The organism is Exiguobacterium sp. UBA6282, from assembly GCF_002440475.1.
In the GTDB taxonomy this organism is placed as follows: Bacteria; Bacillota; Bacilli; order Exiguobacteriales; family Exiguobacteriaceae; genus Exiguobacterium_A.
In genome coordinates, this window is record NZ_DJUM01000021.1 from 7,835 (window position 1) to 21,618 (window position 13,784).

At 39.9% G+C, this 13,784-nt stretch carries 18 protein-coding genes and 1 pseudogene; 15 read left to right on the top strand and 4 right to left on the bottom strand.

Annotated elements, in window-relative coordinates; translation table 11 throughout:
- Positions 1 to 81 precede the first annotated feature (81 nt).
- From B2751_RS06490 to B2751_RS06515, 6 genes are all read left to right on the top strand, one after another.
- On the top strand, positions 82 to 516 hold the full coding sequence (locus B2751_RS06490) for a hypothetical protein (protein WP_290773679.1): 435 nt from the start codon (positions 82 to 84) through the stop codon (positions 514 to 516).
- A 174-nt stretch (positions 517 to 690) separates the two neighbouring features.
- Complete coding sequence (locus tag B2751_RS06495) at positions 691 to 1,305, top strand: hypothetical protein (RefSeq protein WP_290773682.1); 615 nt, start codon at positions 691 to 693, stop codon at positions 1,303 to 1,305.
- A gap of 57 nt (positions 1,306 to 1,362) precedes the next feature.
- Entirely contained in the window at positions 1,363 to 1,536 is a 174-nt protein-coding gene (locus B2751_RS06500) for a hypothetical protein (protein WP_290773685.1), read from the top strand.
- Positions 1,533 to 1,979: a hypothetical protein gene (locus tag B2751_RS06505; protein WP_290773688.1), complete on the top strand. Its 447-nt coding sequence runs from the start codon at positions 1,533 to 1,535 to the stop codon at positions 1,977 to 1,979. Before B2751_RS06500 ends, B2751_RS06505 begins: the two co-directional genes overlap by 4 nt.
- A gap of 31 nt (positions 1,980 to 2,010) precedes the next feature.
- On the top strand, positions 2,011 to 2,406 hold the full coding sequence (locus B2751_RS06510) for a hypothetical protein (RefSeq protein WP_290773689.1): 396 nt from the start codon (positions 2,011 to 2,013) through the stop codon (positions 2,404 to 2,406).
- 45 nt (positions 2,407 to 2,451) lie between these two features.
- Positions 2,452 to 2,832: a DUF5412 family protein gene (locus tag B2751_RS06515; RefSeq protein ID WP_290773690.1), complete on the top strand. Its 381-nt coding sequence runs from the start codon at positions 2,452 to 2,454 to the stop codon at positions 2,830 to 2,832.
- Between the two features lie 95 nt (positions 2,833 to 2,927).
- Here B2751_RS06515 and B2751_RS06520 read toward each other — a convergent pair whose 3' ends face one another.
- Together B2751_RS06520 and B2751_RS06525 are read right to left on the bottom strand one after the other, a co-directional pair.
- On the bottom strand, positions 2,928 to 3,350 hold the full coding sequence (locus tag B2751_RS06520; protein ID WP_290773691.1) for a hypothetical protein: 423 nt from the start codon (positions 3,348 to 3,350) through the stop codon (positions 2,928 to 2,930).
- A gap of 221 nt (positions 3,351 to 3,571) precedes the next feature.
- Complete coding sequence (locus tag B2751_RS06525) at positions 3,572 to 4,447, bottom strand: LysR family transcriptional regulator (RefSeq protein WP_290773692.1); 876 nt, start codon at positions 4,445 to 4,447, stop codon at positions 3,572 to 3,574.
- 148 nt (positions 4,448 to 4,595) lie between these two features.
- Here B2751_RS06525 and B2751_RS06530 point away from each other — a divergent pair, with 148 nt between their 5' ends.
- The 9 genes and pseudogenes from B2751_RS06530 to sstT all read left to right on the top strand — a co-directional run bounded on the left by B2751_RS06530 (position 4,596) and on the right by sstT (position 12,539).
- A complete protein-coding gene (locus B2751_RS06530) occupies positions 4,596 to 5,729 on the top strand; it encodes an NADH-dependent flavin oxidoreductase (RefSeq protein WP_290773693.1) in 1,134 nt (377 codons plus the stop codon).
- A 31-nt stretch (positions 5,730 to 5,760) separates the two neighbouring features.
- Positions 5,761 to 6,675 (top strand): DMT family transporter, encoded by a 915-nt coding sequence (locus B2751_RS06535; protein ID WP_290773695.1) that lies wholly within the window; start codon positions 5,761 to 5,763, stop codon positions 6,673 to 6,675.
- A gap of 381 nt (positions 6,676 to 7,056) precedes the next feature.
- On the top strand, positions 7,057 to 7,314 hold the full coding sequence (locus B2751_RS06540; RefSeq protein WP_290773696.1) for a hypothetical protein: 258 nt from the start codon (positions 7,057 to 7,059) through the stop codon (positions 7,312 to 7,314).
- 43 nt (positions 7,315 to 7,357) lie between these two features.
- Positions 7,358 to 8,002 (top strand): hypothetical protein, encoded by a 645-nt coding sequence (locus B2751_RS06545; protein ID WP_290773698.1) that lies wholly within the window; start codon positions 7,358 to 7,360, stop codon positions 8,000 to 8,002.
- The gene (locus B2751_RS06550) at positions 7,974 to 8,654 is read left to right on the top strand and encodes a hypothetical protein (protein ID WP_290773700.1); all 681 of its coding nucleotides are present in this window, start codon (positions 7,974 to 7,976) and stop codon (positions 8,652 to 8,654) included. Before B2751_RS06545 ends, B2751_RS06550 begins: the two co-directional genes overlap by 29 nt.
- Positions 8,655 to 8,760: 106 nt before the next feature.
- Positions 8,761 to 9,069: a hypothetical protein gene (locus B2751_RS06555; RefSeq protein ID WP_290773702.1), complete on the top strand. Its 309-nt coding sequence runs from the start codon at positions 8,761 to 8,763 to the stop codon at positions 9,067 to 9,069.
- A 16-nt stretch (positions 9,070 to 9,085) separates the two neighbouring features.
- Complete coding sequence (locus B2751_RS06560; protein ID WP_290773704.1) at positions 9,086 to 9,469, top strand: hypothetical protein; 384 nt, start codon at positions 9,086 to 9,088, stop codon at positions 9,467 to 9,469.
- 217 nt (positions 9,470 to 9,686) lie between these two features.
- Positions 9,687 to 10,934 carry an MFS transporter gene (locus B2751_RS06565; RefSeq protein ID WP_290773706.1) on the top strand — a complete coding sequence of 416 codons (1,248 nt, stop codon included), beginning with the start codon at positions 9,687 to 9,689 and terminating at the stop codon, positions 10,932 to 10,934.
- 295 nt (positions 10,935 to 11,229) lie between these two features.
- Positions 11,230 to 12,539 (top strand): annotated as a pseudogene (gene sstT / locus B2751_RS06570) (serine/threonine transporter SstT).
- Positions 12,540 to 12,652: 113 nt separating this feature from the next.
- On the opposite strand, the gene B2751_RS06575 reads toward sstT, so the two are convergent.
- Positions 12,653 to 13,039 carry a hypothetical protein gene (locus B2751_RS06575; RefSeq protein ID WP_290749925.1) on the bottom strand — a complete coding sequence of 129 codons (387 nt, stop codon included), beginning with the start codon at positions 13,037 to 13,039 and terminating at the stop codon, positions 12,653 to 12,655.
- A gap of 370 nt (positions 13,040 to 13,409) precedes the next feature.
- Entirely contained in the window at positions 13,410 to 13,661 is a 252-nt protein-coding gene (locus tag B2751_RS06580; protein WP_396210753.1) for a hypothetical protein, read from the bottom strand.
- Between the last annotated feature and the right edge of the window lie 123 nt (positions 13,662 to 13,784).

Here is a 13,784-nt window from a genome sequence, read left to right on the forward strand (position 1 = left end):
ATCGCGCATTTTGGAAAGATAGACAATGGAAAGACGTCTTCCAATTAATGATGTAAACATCACACAGAAGGAGGAAGCATAATGAGCTTAGCATCATATATCTGTATGGAGAGACAAATTCCTGAACAGTATCTCAATTTAGATGAAAAAGGTGAAACCGTTCCTTTATATATCGGCCCCTGTTTTGCGGATCAAGACTGTCTGTATGAAGTAAAAACGAAGCATTTTCATAAATGGTATGTATATGAAATTTCGAGTCACTGGGGCATCGAGATCGTTGAACCTTTTGATTCCAGCATTTCAAAGGGGTCAAAGGAAAAGCTGCGTTATCTGTTTACGTTCATGAATGACTTCTTAGACGAGGGTGAATCATTTGAACTGTATACCTGTTGGATTGGGGAAGAGTCCTATCCGCAAGTGAAAAGTATGACGTTATCATTGGCACTTGATCAGTTAGAAGACATTGAGATTCCTGAAAGAACGCATATTTTAATCACGAAACAGAGTGAAAACTAAGAAGCCGCTGATTCATAGCGGCTTTGGTTTAAAAGGTTCACTTTGAAGTTTGAAATGACAAAAGTAAGACGGTAGTTAATTAAAAAAAGAGAGTAGTGCCAGTAATCGAATAGAAGCACTCTTTCCAGACGATAAAATCGGCGGTAATAAAGTGATTGAGAGAGGAGTGGCATCGTGTTATATGTCTATTTTGAGAAGCGTATGGATCACGCACAAGTGTTTAAGGACAGATACTTGTACGTTGATCGACCAGAACGTATCGACTTCATCTATTCGATGGGTTGTCTACCGGATATGGAAACTAAAAGAGACTATCAAGGCGATTCAAATCGAGTCTTAAAACAATTTTTGACGCGTCTCAATCGCTACCCGATTTTCGTCACGTTCGGTGGAGGTTTTACGGACGAGGAGGTCGAGCCGTTTTTTCAAAAGCACGATCTATCGTATACAAAGGTTCGACCAAATAAGAACTTATACTATAGCGTTCAGGTGCATGATGCGAGCGAACTTGAGCTATTGCTAGATGAGACCTATTGGTATGGGGCTGTGAATGAAAACTTCTTTATATCGTTTACGAATCTCTTGACGTTTGAGCTGAGAATGGTCAAAGGATGGTTTTTCAAAAAAGAACGTACCGTTCCCGTCATTCGTGCGACGAAAGAGATGTCGTTCATCACGATGGAGCATGATTTTATGGGCTATTATCTGTTTTCGAATGAAGCCTGTTTTAATACCGAGGACAAGGTGAAAGCCATCTTTCCTGACGATGGTACCATTGAATTCTATTGATGAAACAAGCAGTTGAATTATGTAGATGGATCTAGCAGAATACGTGGAGGAATTTTTATGTTATATATCTATCTCGATGAACATACGAATCATGCAAAAGTGGTCAAAGACCACTATCTCGATATTGATCCACCAGGTGCTGTTAAGTCGATTTATTCGATGGGATGTATTCCGAATGACGAGAAACGAGACTATCAACATGATTCCAATGAAGTACTAAAGCATTTTTGACACGTCTGAATCGCTTTCCAATATTCGTCACGTTCGGTGGTGGTTTTACCAATGAAGAAGTGGAACCGTTTTTTCAGAAGGAAAATCTGTTCTACACAAAGATTCAATCAGATAAGAGCAGTCCTTTTTATAGCGTTCAAGTGAACGATGCGAGCGAACTTGAGCGTCTGCTGGACGAAACGTATTGGTATGCGGCAGTAAACGATTTTTATTTCATATCGTTTACGAATCTCCTGACGTTTGAGCGGAAAATGGTCAAAGGATGGTTTTTCAAAAAAGAACGTATCGTTCCTGTCATTCGTGCGACAAAAGAGATGTCATTCATCACGATGGAGCATGATTTCATGGGCTATTACCTGTTTTCGAGTGAAGCTTGTTTTGATACTGAAGACAAGGTAAAAGCGTTTCTTCCGAAAGGAGACGGCATCGACTACTATGATTGACATCCGGTCGGATGATAAAAGGGAGGACATCATGTTTGGAATTAGTACAAGTTTAAAAGAAATGCCAGAAAATGAAAAAGAGACTCTCTGGTATCCGAGTAACGTCCAACGCTTTTTGAAAGAAGACTTCGCAAGGATATCTAATCGTTGCGATCTCTTGATTAATCTCGATCCTTACACTGATAAGTTGTTTGGAGCGAGAGAAGTGAATGAGTTGATCGGAGTTTGCGAACTACTTATTCAACGCTATTGCACACCGAAGGAAGCGTGGATGATGAATCAAGCGAATTATTATGCGAATGAGCCGTGGGTGATGCATCAGTCAGACAAACGAGTAATGGAACTGCATCAATTTTTAGAGTTGCTGAAGCGAATGTGTATCGCATCTGTCTATCAGAACGCGTTGATTTGTTTTTGGGGCGACTAATCGTTTAAATTTTGATGAATATATAAAAATTGGAGTTTTTGAAAAGTGAGAAAAAAGCTGAAAATAACTGGAATAGTAGTTGGCATAAGTTTGGCTGTATATATTGTATGGATGATCTATCGACTATTTTTCTTAGTTGATATCAATGTTGTTCCAAAAGAAGAATATATCTCAAAAAGTACATCGCCCGATCAGGCGTATACGGTTCGCTTTTACCGCGCAAATGGTGGTGCGACGGTGGATTATGCAATGCTCGGCATTATGGAAAATAAGAACGGAGAAAAGCGTAGAATGTACTGGGAGTATCCTTGTCGCGAAATAAAAGAAGTGAAGTGGACGAAGGATACGGTGACAATCAATGGCACTAAAATCAAGATATGGAGTCAAGTGTACGACTTCAGAGAGGGCATATACGAAGCAGACTAAGAGGAACATGAGGATGATGATATGCATTCAGCAAATTTTGGCGTACGACCACGTGACGTAGTTGTTAGAAACCAAGCATGGATGAAAGACGATATTTACCGATTGCTTGGTTTCTTCAATAGATAGCGAGGTGGTGGACCGAAAGATTGCTCCGCTTCGAAATACGCCAATTCGCCTGGAATACAGGAAATGATCGAGGCGAATCCAAAGCCGATGGCGTGCTCGAGTGCTTCACGTAGAGGTAACGTTTTCCCGCTGATCAGATCGTTTTCTGATAGACAATAGCACATATCCGGTGCACCATGCTGCTTCAATAAATCATACGTATCCTCAGGCCATGAATTAGGTGGTTTAATTTCAATCAAGTAATCATTCTTCAGCATGCTTAAATACCGGTGATCTAACCGCTGAAGCGCCATATCTCGTTTCTTTGGTGTGAACAGTTCATGCAGAACGCGCTCTTGAACGCGTTTGACGAAAAACGATTGGACGAGCACTCTTTCTTGATCTTTATCCATGTTTTCATTTCCTTTCTACTTCATCTATCGTACCGAATCCATTACTTACACTCGTTGAATTCATTTTACATGACAAGGAGCCGAATCATGCACTACTTATCAGCAGGATATTATCTCATCCTACCAACCCTTCGAAAAGAGTACATGGACAAGACGACTGTTCCAGAATCCGTGCTATCTGTAAGTGAATGTATCTGTACGCACTATCCTAATATCAATAATTAGATTTTATGACTATCGAAATGTGCTTTCACGATCTTGAGAAATTCTTTGGAAAGAGGCGTCATTTTGTCTGAGGACTTGACAATTAATCCGAGATGTCTAACCACAGGAGGATGTAAGGGTAATAGATGAACATGAGTCTCCCGTTTAGGAACTGCCAAGTTTGGCATAATACTAATACCTAATTTTCCTTTCACCATAGACAGTACAGTTTCATTCTCCTTACTATTATATGAGGTACGTAATGAAAGACCAGCTTTACGACATTCCTCCTCGATAAGGACTTCACATCCAGACCGTAACATGATGAATGATTCCTCTTCGAAATCAGCTATCGTAACAACATCTTTTTCTATAAAAGGGTGTCCATCATATACGACAACAGATAAAGGATCTTGCGTCAGTGCTATACTCTCGAAACCTTTAACTGGTAATGCTGTAAAACCGAGATCCACCGTACCTTCTTCCACCCACTTTTCAATATCATCATAGCCACCCTCATACAACACCAATTCAACATTCTGGAAACGTTCTTTGAATATAGAAAACAAAATCGGTATAAAGGTAGCTGTAAAACTTGGGAAACTCCCAACAGCAATCTTTCCTAATTCTAATCCTTGCAAAGAAGAAACTTTTTGCTCTATATGAGCCATGTTTGTCACAATATTGCGTATGTGTGGAATAATATATTCCCCTGCAGTAGTTAACGATGTCCCACCTCGTCCTCGATTCAAAAGTGTTACTCCTAGTTCAGATTCCAGTGTTGTAATGTTATGACTTACTCCAGATTGTGTCAGTCCAATCTTTTGACCTGCTTTCGTAAAACTACCACTTTCCACTACGTTTAAAAGCACTTCTAATTGAAATAAATTCAATGTACTTCACATCCTTTTCTGTATTATACATGAGAGATACAAATGATTAGAATGAAAAACATTCATTTTACTTATTTTATTTTTACAAATACACTAAAAACAGACAGATTGAATCAAAAAATAAAAGAATTGGAGAGTGGATGTATTGATGAATCAGAAGTATGAAAAAATCCTTTCACCTTATACCTTGTCGAATGGAGTAACTTTGGCGAATCGAGTCGTTGTTGCACCGATGACCACCTATTCAGGAAATATAGATGGAAGCGTCTCTTCCGGAGAGTTGGATTACTATAGCAGAAGAGCACAAGGACCAGCTATGTTTATTACCGCGGCTGCGACCATTTCATCACTCGGGACTAGTTTTCCTCGTCAAATGAAAGCATATGGAGAACACAATATACCAGGTCTTTCGCAGTTGGCTAATAAAATAAAAGAAAAGGGAGCAAGAGCAATCCTTCAGCTTCATCATGGAGGTAGCGAGAGTCTAATCGGATACATAAGTGAAAGGCGAATGGTTAGCCCGAGTGGTATCGTGGCGAGCCTTTACAAGGATTCAAGTGATGATTACGTTCCACGTGCGTTAGAACACGAAGAAATTCTATCTACTATTCAGGATTTTGGACGAGCAACGGAGATAGCTATACGTGCAGGGTTTGATGGTGTGGAAATTCATGGAGCCAACGGCTATCTGATTCAACAATTTTTTTCGAGATATTCAAATCTTCGAACAGATATGTGGGGAGGAACACTAGAAAAACGGATGTCCTTTCCATTAGCTGTTATTGAAGAAGTAAAACGAGTCCGAGATCAATATGCGAACAATAATTTTATTATTGGTTATCGCTTCTCACCAGAAGAACCAGAAAAGAATGGTTTGAACATGGAGGAAACAATCGCCTTTGTAGATCGATTGTCTAATCAAGGCTTGTCGTACCTCCATCTTTCAGTCAAAAACGTTTGGTCCATGCCTCGAAGTGGTTCAAATCAAACAAAAACAAGATCAGAGATTTTTCGGGATGTGATTGCGGATAGAACAAGTTTTCTGTCACTCGGTTCTATACACACACCAGATGATGCCTTGAACGTATTAGAACAAGGAATTCCATTATTCGGATTAGGAAGAGAGTTATTAATGGAACCAGATTGGGTTCGAAAACTAATAGCAGGAAGAGAAGAAGAAATTCGTACGACCTTGTCACGCGATGATCAACAAACGCTCTCCATTCCGGATGAAATGTGGAAAAATATTCTTACGCGTGATGGATTGCCTGCACAACGATGAATAAATGTGTAAGCAAAAAGGGGCGATAGACATGAACAAGAATGCTTTGTTTCAACTAATTATAGCTATGACTATCTTTGGATCAATTGGCTTTTTTTCAACTTTTACAGGTCTTCCGGCAATTGAATTAGTGTGGGTTCGATGTATTTGTGCTGCTGTATTTCTTATAATGGCATGGATCGTATCTGGACGCTTTAAAAGGGAAAAATGGAATAGGAAAGAACTCATATACATTGCTTGTTGTGGTATGACGAATGTTTGTAATTGGGTGTTTCTTTTTAAAGCATTTGAAAGAACGTCCATTACAATTGCCATAACCTTATATCACTTAGCTCCTATTATTGTTCTTGTGATGGGTAGTCTTTTCTTTAAAGAAAAAAAGACGAAACTCATGTATGTATCTATGTTAGTTTGTTTTATTGGAACATTGAGTATTATAGGTACCGATGGTGTGCGGTTTGCTTCAGAAAGCTGGAGGGGGATCGTGTACAGCATCATCGCAGCATGTTTCTATGCAGCAACAATGCTATTAGGAAAGAGTATTACAAAAACTAGTGTATATGCGACCACTTTTATTCAAATGGTGATCGGTCTGATTGTGTTACTTCCATTCATTCATTTTAATAACTATCAAGTAATTGATACTTCTCAGTGGATGTACGTCACTGTAACCGGAGTTATTCATACAGGTATAGTTTATTTTCTGTTTTTCAATAGCATTCGTCATTTACCAACGACAGTTGTCTCTTCTATGGTTTTTGTCGACCCTACAGTGGCTATTTTATTAGACGTTTTTTTCGGAAATGTATATCTAAGGTGGCTACAGCTATTCGGTATATTGTGTATCTTTATCGGATTGTTTTATTCGCTTAAAGCAAGCAGTCATATTGCTAGTATCACTGAAGAAAACTATATTACTCGAACAGGAAAAGTAAGAAGGCAGTAATCTATATTCTTTTAAGAACCACTCTTTCTTTTTGATGTAAATAATCCTAAGAGACCTATGAATGTATGCAGAAAATCTATTCCATAAAATTAGGAATAGATTTTTTGTTTATTTCTACAAACTTGACGTCATGTTGAAACAAAATCCCTTATCTTATCACTAAAGAAATAGTTTTCAATTTTATATGGTAGTCATCTGACTAATTTATTATTTTAGGCAAAAAGATACATATGAAACCGAAAATACATTATCCATTTAATAGAAAAGTTAGTGATTGAAACTTAATAAAAAAAATATCGTATGTATTAGTTGTATAATAACTTTTATGAAAACATAATGACTTACTAAACGAAACAAATACATTTGCCGGAGGGAACATCTATGGTATTAGCTTTCCTTGGCCTTGGTATCGGATTCTTTTTATTAACGCTAGGCATCTATTTCATTCGGTCGAAGCATGCGTTGAAGACGCCTTTAGCAGGACACGGAGATAGCGTCGACACGGTGGATTCATTCGTACTCAGTATTATTTTGTCGATTGGTGTTATCCTATTTTGTTCGTTGACCGTCAGACATTACGGTTACGTTTGTGTCTTAGGTGGTCTGTTCATTTTATACGCCGTCAGTGCAGCTTGGTGAGACCTAAAAGAAGTTAGAAAGCAAGATAAAGGGAGCTCAAATCATGATTCAATTACTGAAACAAGTCGACGATCATGTGTATCACATCGTCTTTCACCAAGAAGGGCGTACTTTATTCTGCCGGGAAGGGGTTGCTCGAAAAGAGCAGGTGATTGATAGCGAGGACATGATGGAAACGAATGAGGAGTCCGCAACGAAGCGGATCGTCTTCAAAAGTCCCTTGCGCGCGTATCGTCAGAAAAAAGCATGGGTACGTGAAAAATTAGACGATGGATACATGCGATCACCTTTTGCTCTGTCTGAAGTGATGGATTTTCGAGCCGACCGACGCATCATAAAGTTACGTATTTTAAGCGCTCTACTGATCTTGTTCAGTGGATTACTGACGCTGACTGATATCTTGCCAATTCCGGGATACATAACACTCATCGTTCTGATGATTTTCTGGCCGATGCATCTCGAAGAAAAATCTTTACGTTCTCGCATGTATCGCTGGTCAGGAGCACTTTTCATGTTCGCGTTAGCGGGCTCATCAAAAAACTATTTATCACCAATCAATCTCTCAATTAACGGAACGATCTGTCTCATCTCAGGATTCATTCTCCTGTTGTATGCGTCAGAACAACTAAAGGAACTTGCGACGAAAGGAATCACATATCATGACGAATCAACAAGCCAAGGTGATTGAGCTTAAACGCAATAATGGACAAACGACCGAGTACTGGGTCAGTTACCGGATGGGGCGCACGCTGTATCAGGTATCCGTACAAGAACAAGCGGATGGTCAAACGGATGAAGGGGAGGTTGTCAAAGAACGTTTTCCGTTCTATTTCGGAATGAAAAAGCGGATGCTCGACTTAGCAGAAGAGAGAGAAGCAATTGGTTTTCGACCGTTGACCGAAGAGGAGAAAGCAACGCCTGTCATCGAGGAAGAAGAACCGACGCTCGATCCTGCTTTCTTCAAGCCAGTTATTCGATACGCCTGGTTGATGCTTAGTCTTGGAATCCTCCTGTTTCTCCTGCCTTCACCGATCCTAAACGGACTCGCGTTCGGACTCGGCTTATTCGTCTGGTATGAGACGTTTGGACAAGCCGGAATGCCGCGCAACTACCAGAGATATTTCCACGGGATGTTAGCTGGATTGACGATTTTACAGGTGTTATCTGCGATTGAGTTGGAACGATTTGCTCAACCGTATTATGCGACGATTTGTGTGATATCAGCAATTGTGTTGGTTCTTCTCGTCGTACAGCACCGTTTGGAAGAAACTGATCACATCGGTCAGGAGAAAAGTGTTCGGGTTAGGAAAATGAAGGACCATTCTGACATAGATCTTTAAAAACGTATTCACTTAACTTTCGGAAGACTGGAAGACTTTTTGATGCTGTAAAATATAGGTATCACTTAAATCATTTTAGTCAGTCTGCTGAAAAGGAGAATAGGGAATGGATGTCATACCAAATGATCAATATATTTTAGAACTGATCTTACTTGTCTGGGCGATTGGTGCACTCGTCATCATCATTACGCAAGCGCGAAACACACAAAGTCTAAAAAAGAGTTTGTTACGAAGTACAGTCGTAAATCTCGCGTATACAGTCATTATTTCTTTGAAATGGTTTTACGTAGTAGCCATAGATGGATTCAGTCAGGTATTTGGTCTTTATTTCTTTGTAGGGATATTTTTGATTCTTGAGGTGATATTATTCGTTGTTCTCTGGATTGTTAAACGTAAAAAATCAACTATCTCTTGAGGAGTAGAATTTCATTATGAACCGATACACTTGGATTACCCATGCTGCTGTTGGGTTAGCAATATTTGATATGAGACGACGTGCGATTGATTTATTGTCGAGGCATGTCGAGCGGTTAGATGAACCACGAGCAAGATCAAGTACGATTCTTTATATCGGGATGTTGCATCTTGAACTCGGTGAAGAGAAAGAAGCAAGTCGGTGTTTCTTAGAAGGGTTGACGATCGTCGAGTCGATGGAGCTTGCGTATGCATCGGAATTTTTAACGATGTTACGAGTGATGAAGCGATATGAAGCTTCGGATGTTATAGAACACTGGATTCAAAACTTCACCAATCGGATTGATGATCATCCGAAATTCAAGCGAATGATAAGAGGGATAGAAGCGATAACTGATTGAACTAAATTAGCTTTCAGCGTTATCAGTAAATTTCGCAATTCTAGAACGCCATCTCTAATATAAAAGTGCTTTATCGTAAAGACTCTATTTACGAGAAGCACTTTTTTTTATACTTTGAGTTAAATAAAATTGAACTTTTCACTTTACATTTTTCTTCCAGTCCTTTACTCTACAATAAAGTTCAATTAAATTTAACTGTTGAAGAGGAGGAAGTTGGTTGAATAAACAACTATCAGCTTTGTTGCTCGGTAGGATTTTGATGAATATATCAGACAGTTTTTATATGATTGCGATCGTTTGGTTCGTCAAGACAACGACGAATTCGCCATTCCTGGTTGGATTAACGAGCACGATTGCTGTGTTACCGGTAACGATTCAATTTTTGTATGGTCCGATTATCGATCGCTATTCAAAAAAGAAGATCCTGTTTTTCTCAGGCATTGGACAAGCGATTTTAGTCGGATTCATCACTTTACTCTATTTTAACGAGACGCTCTGGATTCCATTGCTGTTCATCATGTTGTTTTTAGCGTTAACACTAGCGGAAATCTCGTATCCAACCGAAAATACACTCATCGAACGCCTGGCATCGAAAGATCAATTGACGAAGGTCAATTCGGTGTTTGCCTTTTCTTATCAAACGCTTGATTTGATTGCCGACGCGTTAGCAGGCATTGTGATTCTATTTGTCGGTGTCGGAATCGTATTCGCTGCGAATAGTATCGTATTGCTAGGGATCGGGTTCTTATTCTTGCTCGTACTCAAAATACCATCTTCAAAAAGAGAACAACCCATTTCCTCACGAAACTTTTGGAAACAGTATAAGCATGACTTCAAAGAAGGATACTATGTTGTCAAGCAACAAAAGAAATTATTGACCATCATTTATGGCATCATCGGAATGAATTTTCTTGCGACGATGGGACTTGCGGTGTTACCAATCATTTCTGAGACGTCAGCAGAGTATGGATTTTGGTTAGCAGCGATTTCACTCGGAACGATGATCGGGACTTTGATTTCAAGTCGTTTGGAGACGTTTGCTCTCAATCGTGTCATGCCGATTGCTGCGCTCTTGTCCGGACTGTTTTGGATTAGTTCGTTTTTAATGAAAGATGCTGGTCTGTTATCAATCGTCTTATTCGGAATCGCTTGGATCGGTATTGGGGTGAACAGTATATATTTATATACACTCATTCAGGTCAATCTTCCGTCTGATTATTTAGGAACAGGTTTTTCGTTTCTCTCTTCACTGTTAGGGTCGTTAAGTCCACTTGGTTATTTTGCGGGAGGTATGTTCGGAGAATGGTTTTCTAGTACAGCAATCTTATTGATCTCTGGTATCGGCTATTTTGGCTTTGCCGGTTATTTCTTAATTCATCCGACACTTAAAGCGTTAACGATACCTGTCAATACTAAATTCGAGAAGACTGCTGAAGAGAGAATAAAGGTCAATCAACATCTGTGAAACATTTTAGTTTACATAATGAAGTAGGAGAAGGAACGCATCTTCTTCTACTTTTTTTGTAATTATGCAATCGATTGCATTCGTATTCTTATTTAACATCCAGGAAAAGGAATTATATTTCTTGCGAAAAACTAGTTTTTATTTCTTAGGATTTATGTAAAAATAGAAAACAATAAACTGAGAGAATTTTTTGAAAAGTGAGCGACCAGATCATTCATCGTTTTGGAATGAGAGAGAGAAGTCCTCATTTTTCGAATTCTAATATCTTATTTTTTGAAAGCCTGGAGGGGAATGTATGAAATTGTTGAAGATGTGGAACCAAATCAGTTTAGTGAAACAAATCGCGATCGGCTTAGTCATTGGTATTATTTTAGCCGTCACGATTCCTGAAGTAGCGAGTTCATTGACCATCTTTGGAACATTATTTGTCTCCTCACTAAAGGCAGTCGCGCCGATTTTGGTCTTTTTCCTAGTCATGGCTTCGATTGTGCAACATAAAAAGGGACAGCAAACGAACATGAAATCAATCATCTTCTTATACCTGCTCGGTACTTTTTTAGCGGGTGCGATTGCGGTCATCGTTAGTTTCTTGTTCCCGGTTTCGATAACATTGACAGAGAGCACAGAAAAGCTGACAGCTCCTGGGAATGCCATCGAAGTCCTGAAGACGCTTGTCTTGAACATGGTCGATAACCCCGTCAATGCATTAGTCCAAGCGAACTACATCGGCATTCTGACGTGGGCGATCATCTTAGGATTAGCGCTTAAAAATGCGTCGGATTCTACAAAAACGTTCATCTCGAACTTCTCAGATGCACTTGCGAAAATGGTTGGATGGATCATTAAGCTTGCGCCACTCGGTATCATGGGGCTTGTCATCGGTTCAATTACAGAGAACGGACTCTCGTCACTTCTTGACTACGTGAGCCTGCTAGGGTTACTGATCGGGACGATGCTTGTCGTTGCACTGATCGTTAATCCATTGATCGTCTATATCAACGTCCGTCAAAATCCGTATCCGCTCGTTTTCAAATGTTTACGCGAAANNTTCCTTATCCAATAGTTTTTAAATGTCTTAGAGAAAGCGGAATAACGGCATTCTTTACTCGTAGTTCGGCTGCGAACATTCCGGTCAACATGGAACTATCGAAAAAGCTTGGACTTGATAAAGAGACGTACGGCATCTCAATTCCGCTTGGTGCAACAATTAACATGGCAGGGGCTGCAATCACGATTTCCGTCTTGACGCTTGCTGCGGTAAACACACTCGGTATTCAAGTTGATCTTCCAACAGCCATCATCTTAAGTGTCCTCGCTGCCGTCTGTGCGTGTGGCGCCTCTGGTGTCGCTGGGGGATCGCTTCTCTTGATTCCACTCGCGTGTAGCTTATTCGGGATTCCGAATGACGTTGCGATGCAAGTCGTTGCTGTCGGATTTGTCATCGGTGTGTTGCAAGATTCATTTGAGACAGCATTAAACTCGTCGACAGATGTCTTGTTCACTGCGACAGCTGAATATCGAAAACGGTTGAAAGAAGGCGAACACCTCTCGATTAATCGTCAATCGATGAATGAGGAAGTAGCAGAAAAAGTCGTTAACGGCTGATCAGATTCGCTATTATCTTAATAAGAAAAGGCATCCCAGTTGAGGATGCCTTTTCTTATAGACAACCCTCGTTTCGTGATTGAAATAAGGGGTTTCTACAAGTTGTAATCCATTTAACCTTCTCCTAAAGCAACGTATTTTTTTAATTTCCCTTTAAAACTCACCAAAAGAATTTCATTCCTTTCTTTCGTAGAGTATATGACGGTACCCTTTGAGAGCTTCGTAGCAGTTCCATTATCAAAATCGTATTGATCAGAACTCATTTTCTTGATTTCTCCGACTTTTTTACTCTTAGTGACTTCTGTTTTCTCTGCCCATTTTACATCTGATTTGTAGATCGTATCATTTAGTTGAAAAATGTCAGCAGTAGAATCTTCTCCTAATACGTCTAGTGCTGTCGGTTTTTCACTTGTATGTTGCATTTTCACTTCATTACTACAAGCAGCTAACGGCCATACAGTTATAATTGAGAGAGCGCATAACAAAACGATTCTTTTCATGACATAACCTCTTTCCCGTTTTTGTATGTTACTCCATGTCGATACATGTAACGTAAATTACTCGCGGTTGCCGTCACATTTGATTCGGACATGGTGCGTATCAGTATCTTTAAAGATTTGTAAGACGGCACTCGTCTCAACGGTTGCACCATCTCTTTCGATTCCGATTAAGCATTGGACATGGCTAAATTGTTTAGCATGTTGACCATTTAACAGCGGACTATCGGCAAATCAGGTCACAGGTTTCTGTTGTTGTTCCATTCGTTTTAAATCCTGTCCGATGTATGCCCATCTGCTCACGAAACAGTCAAAGTGGGGTTCACCTGTAGCGCGAGCGTTTCAGGAAATCGTCTTGGAACAATTCATGAAGTCAGAGTGAATCAATTATCTCGACCCAGACTTGATAATAGATCTCTTGATCGAGGTGGACCGTTGCCGAACGTACACGATAATCTGAGTTTTCCGCTAGATAAAAAGCAAGAATCGATGCGACTTTAAAGTCAGGGGGGCAATAACCGGTGATTGAACGACCATGGATCTCATTCGTGATCGACTCCGCCCAGACTTCGGCTTCACGGAATGTCTCGAACTGAAGCATCTCTTCCTTCCAACGAATCGACATCTTTATGTCCTCCTCTACTGTAGTTAATGTTATTATATGGAAGAAATAGTATGTTGTTCAAGGGGGGAACGTCAGACATGAGTCGTTTTGGAATGCATCGGGAAGTAATCAATCCGCCGCTCG

What these genes read in the sequence shown, in the direction of transcription:
- B2751_RS06540 (WP_290773696.1), top strand. Translation starts at nt 7,057, where the DNA reads ATGGTATTAGCTTTCCTTGGCCTTGGTATCGGATTCTTTTTATTAACG.
- B2751_RS06520 (WP_290773691.1), bottom strand. Translation starts at nt 3,350, where the DNA reads ATGGATAAAGATCAAGAAAGAGTGCTCGTCCAATCGTTTTTCGTCAAA.
- B2751_RS06490 (WP_290773679.1), top strand. Translation starts at nt 82, where the DNA reads ATGAGCTTAGCATCATATATCTGTATGGAGAGACAAATTCCTGAACAG.
- B2751_RS06580 (WP_396210753.1), bottom strand. Translation starts at nt 13,661, where the DNA reads ATGTCGATTCGTTGGAAGGAAGAGATGCTTCAGTTCGAGACATTCCGT.
- B2751_RS06555 (WP_290773702.1), top strand. Translation starts at nt 8,761, where the DNA reads ATGGATGTCATACCAAATGATCAATATATTTTAGAACTGATCTTACTT.
- B2751_RS06530 (WP_290773693.1), top strand. Translation starts at nt 4,596, where the DNA reads ATGAATCAGAAGTATGAAAAAATCCTTTCACCTTATACCTTGTCGAAT.
- B2751_RS06560 (WP_290773704.1), top strand. Translation starts at nt 9,086, where the DNA reads ATGAACCGATACACTTGGATTACCCATGCTGCTGTTGGGTTAGCAATA.
- B2751_RS06500 (WP_290773685.1), top strand. Translation starts at nt 1,363, where the DNA reads ATGTTATATATCTATCTCGATGAACATACGAATCATGCAAAAGTGGTC.
- B2751_RS06545 (WP_290773698.1), top strand. Translation starts at nt 7,358, where the DNA reads ATGATTCAATTACTGAAACAAGTCGACGATCATGTGTATCACATCGTC.
- B2751_RS06575 (WP_290749925.1), bottom strand. Translation starts at nt 13,039, where the DNA reads ATGAAAAGAATCGTTTTGTTATGCGCTCTCTCAATTATAACTGTATGG.
- B2751_RS06510 (WP_290773689.1), top strand. Translation starts at nt 2,011, where the DNA reads ATGTTTGGAATTAGTACAAGTTTAAAAGAAATGCCAGAAAATGAAAAA.
- B2751_RS06535 (WP_290773695.1), top strand. Translation starts at nt 5,761, where the DNA reads ATGAACAAGAATGCTTTGTTTCAACTAATTATAGCTATGACTATCTTT.
- B2751_RS06550 (WP_290773700.1), top strand. Translation starts at nt 7,974, where the DNA reads ATGACGAATCAACAAGCCAAGGTGATTGAGCTTAAACGCAATAATGGA.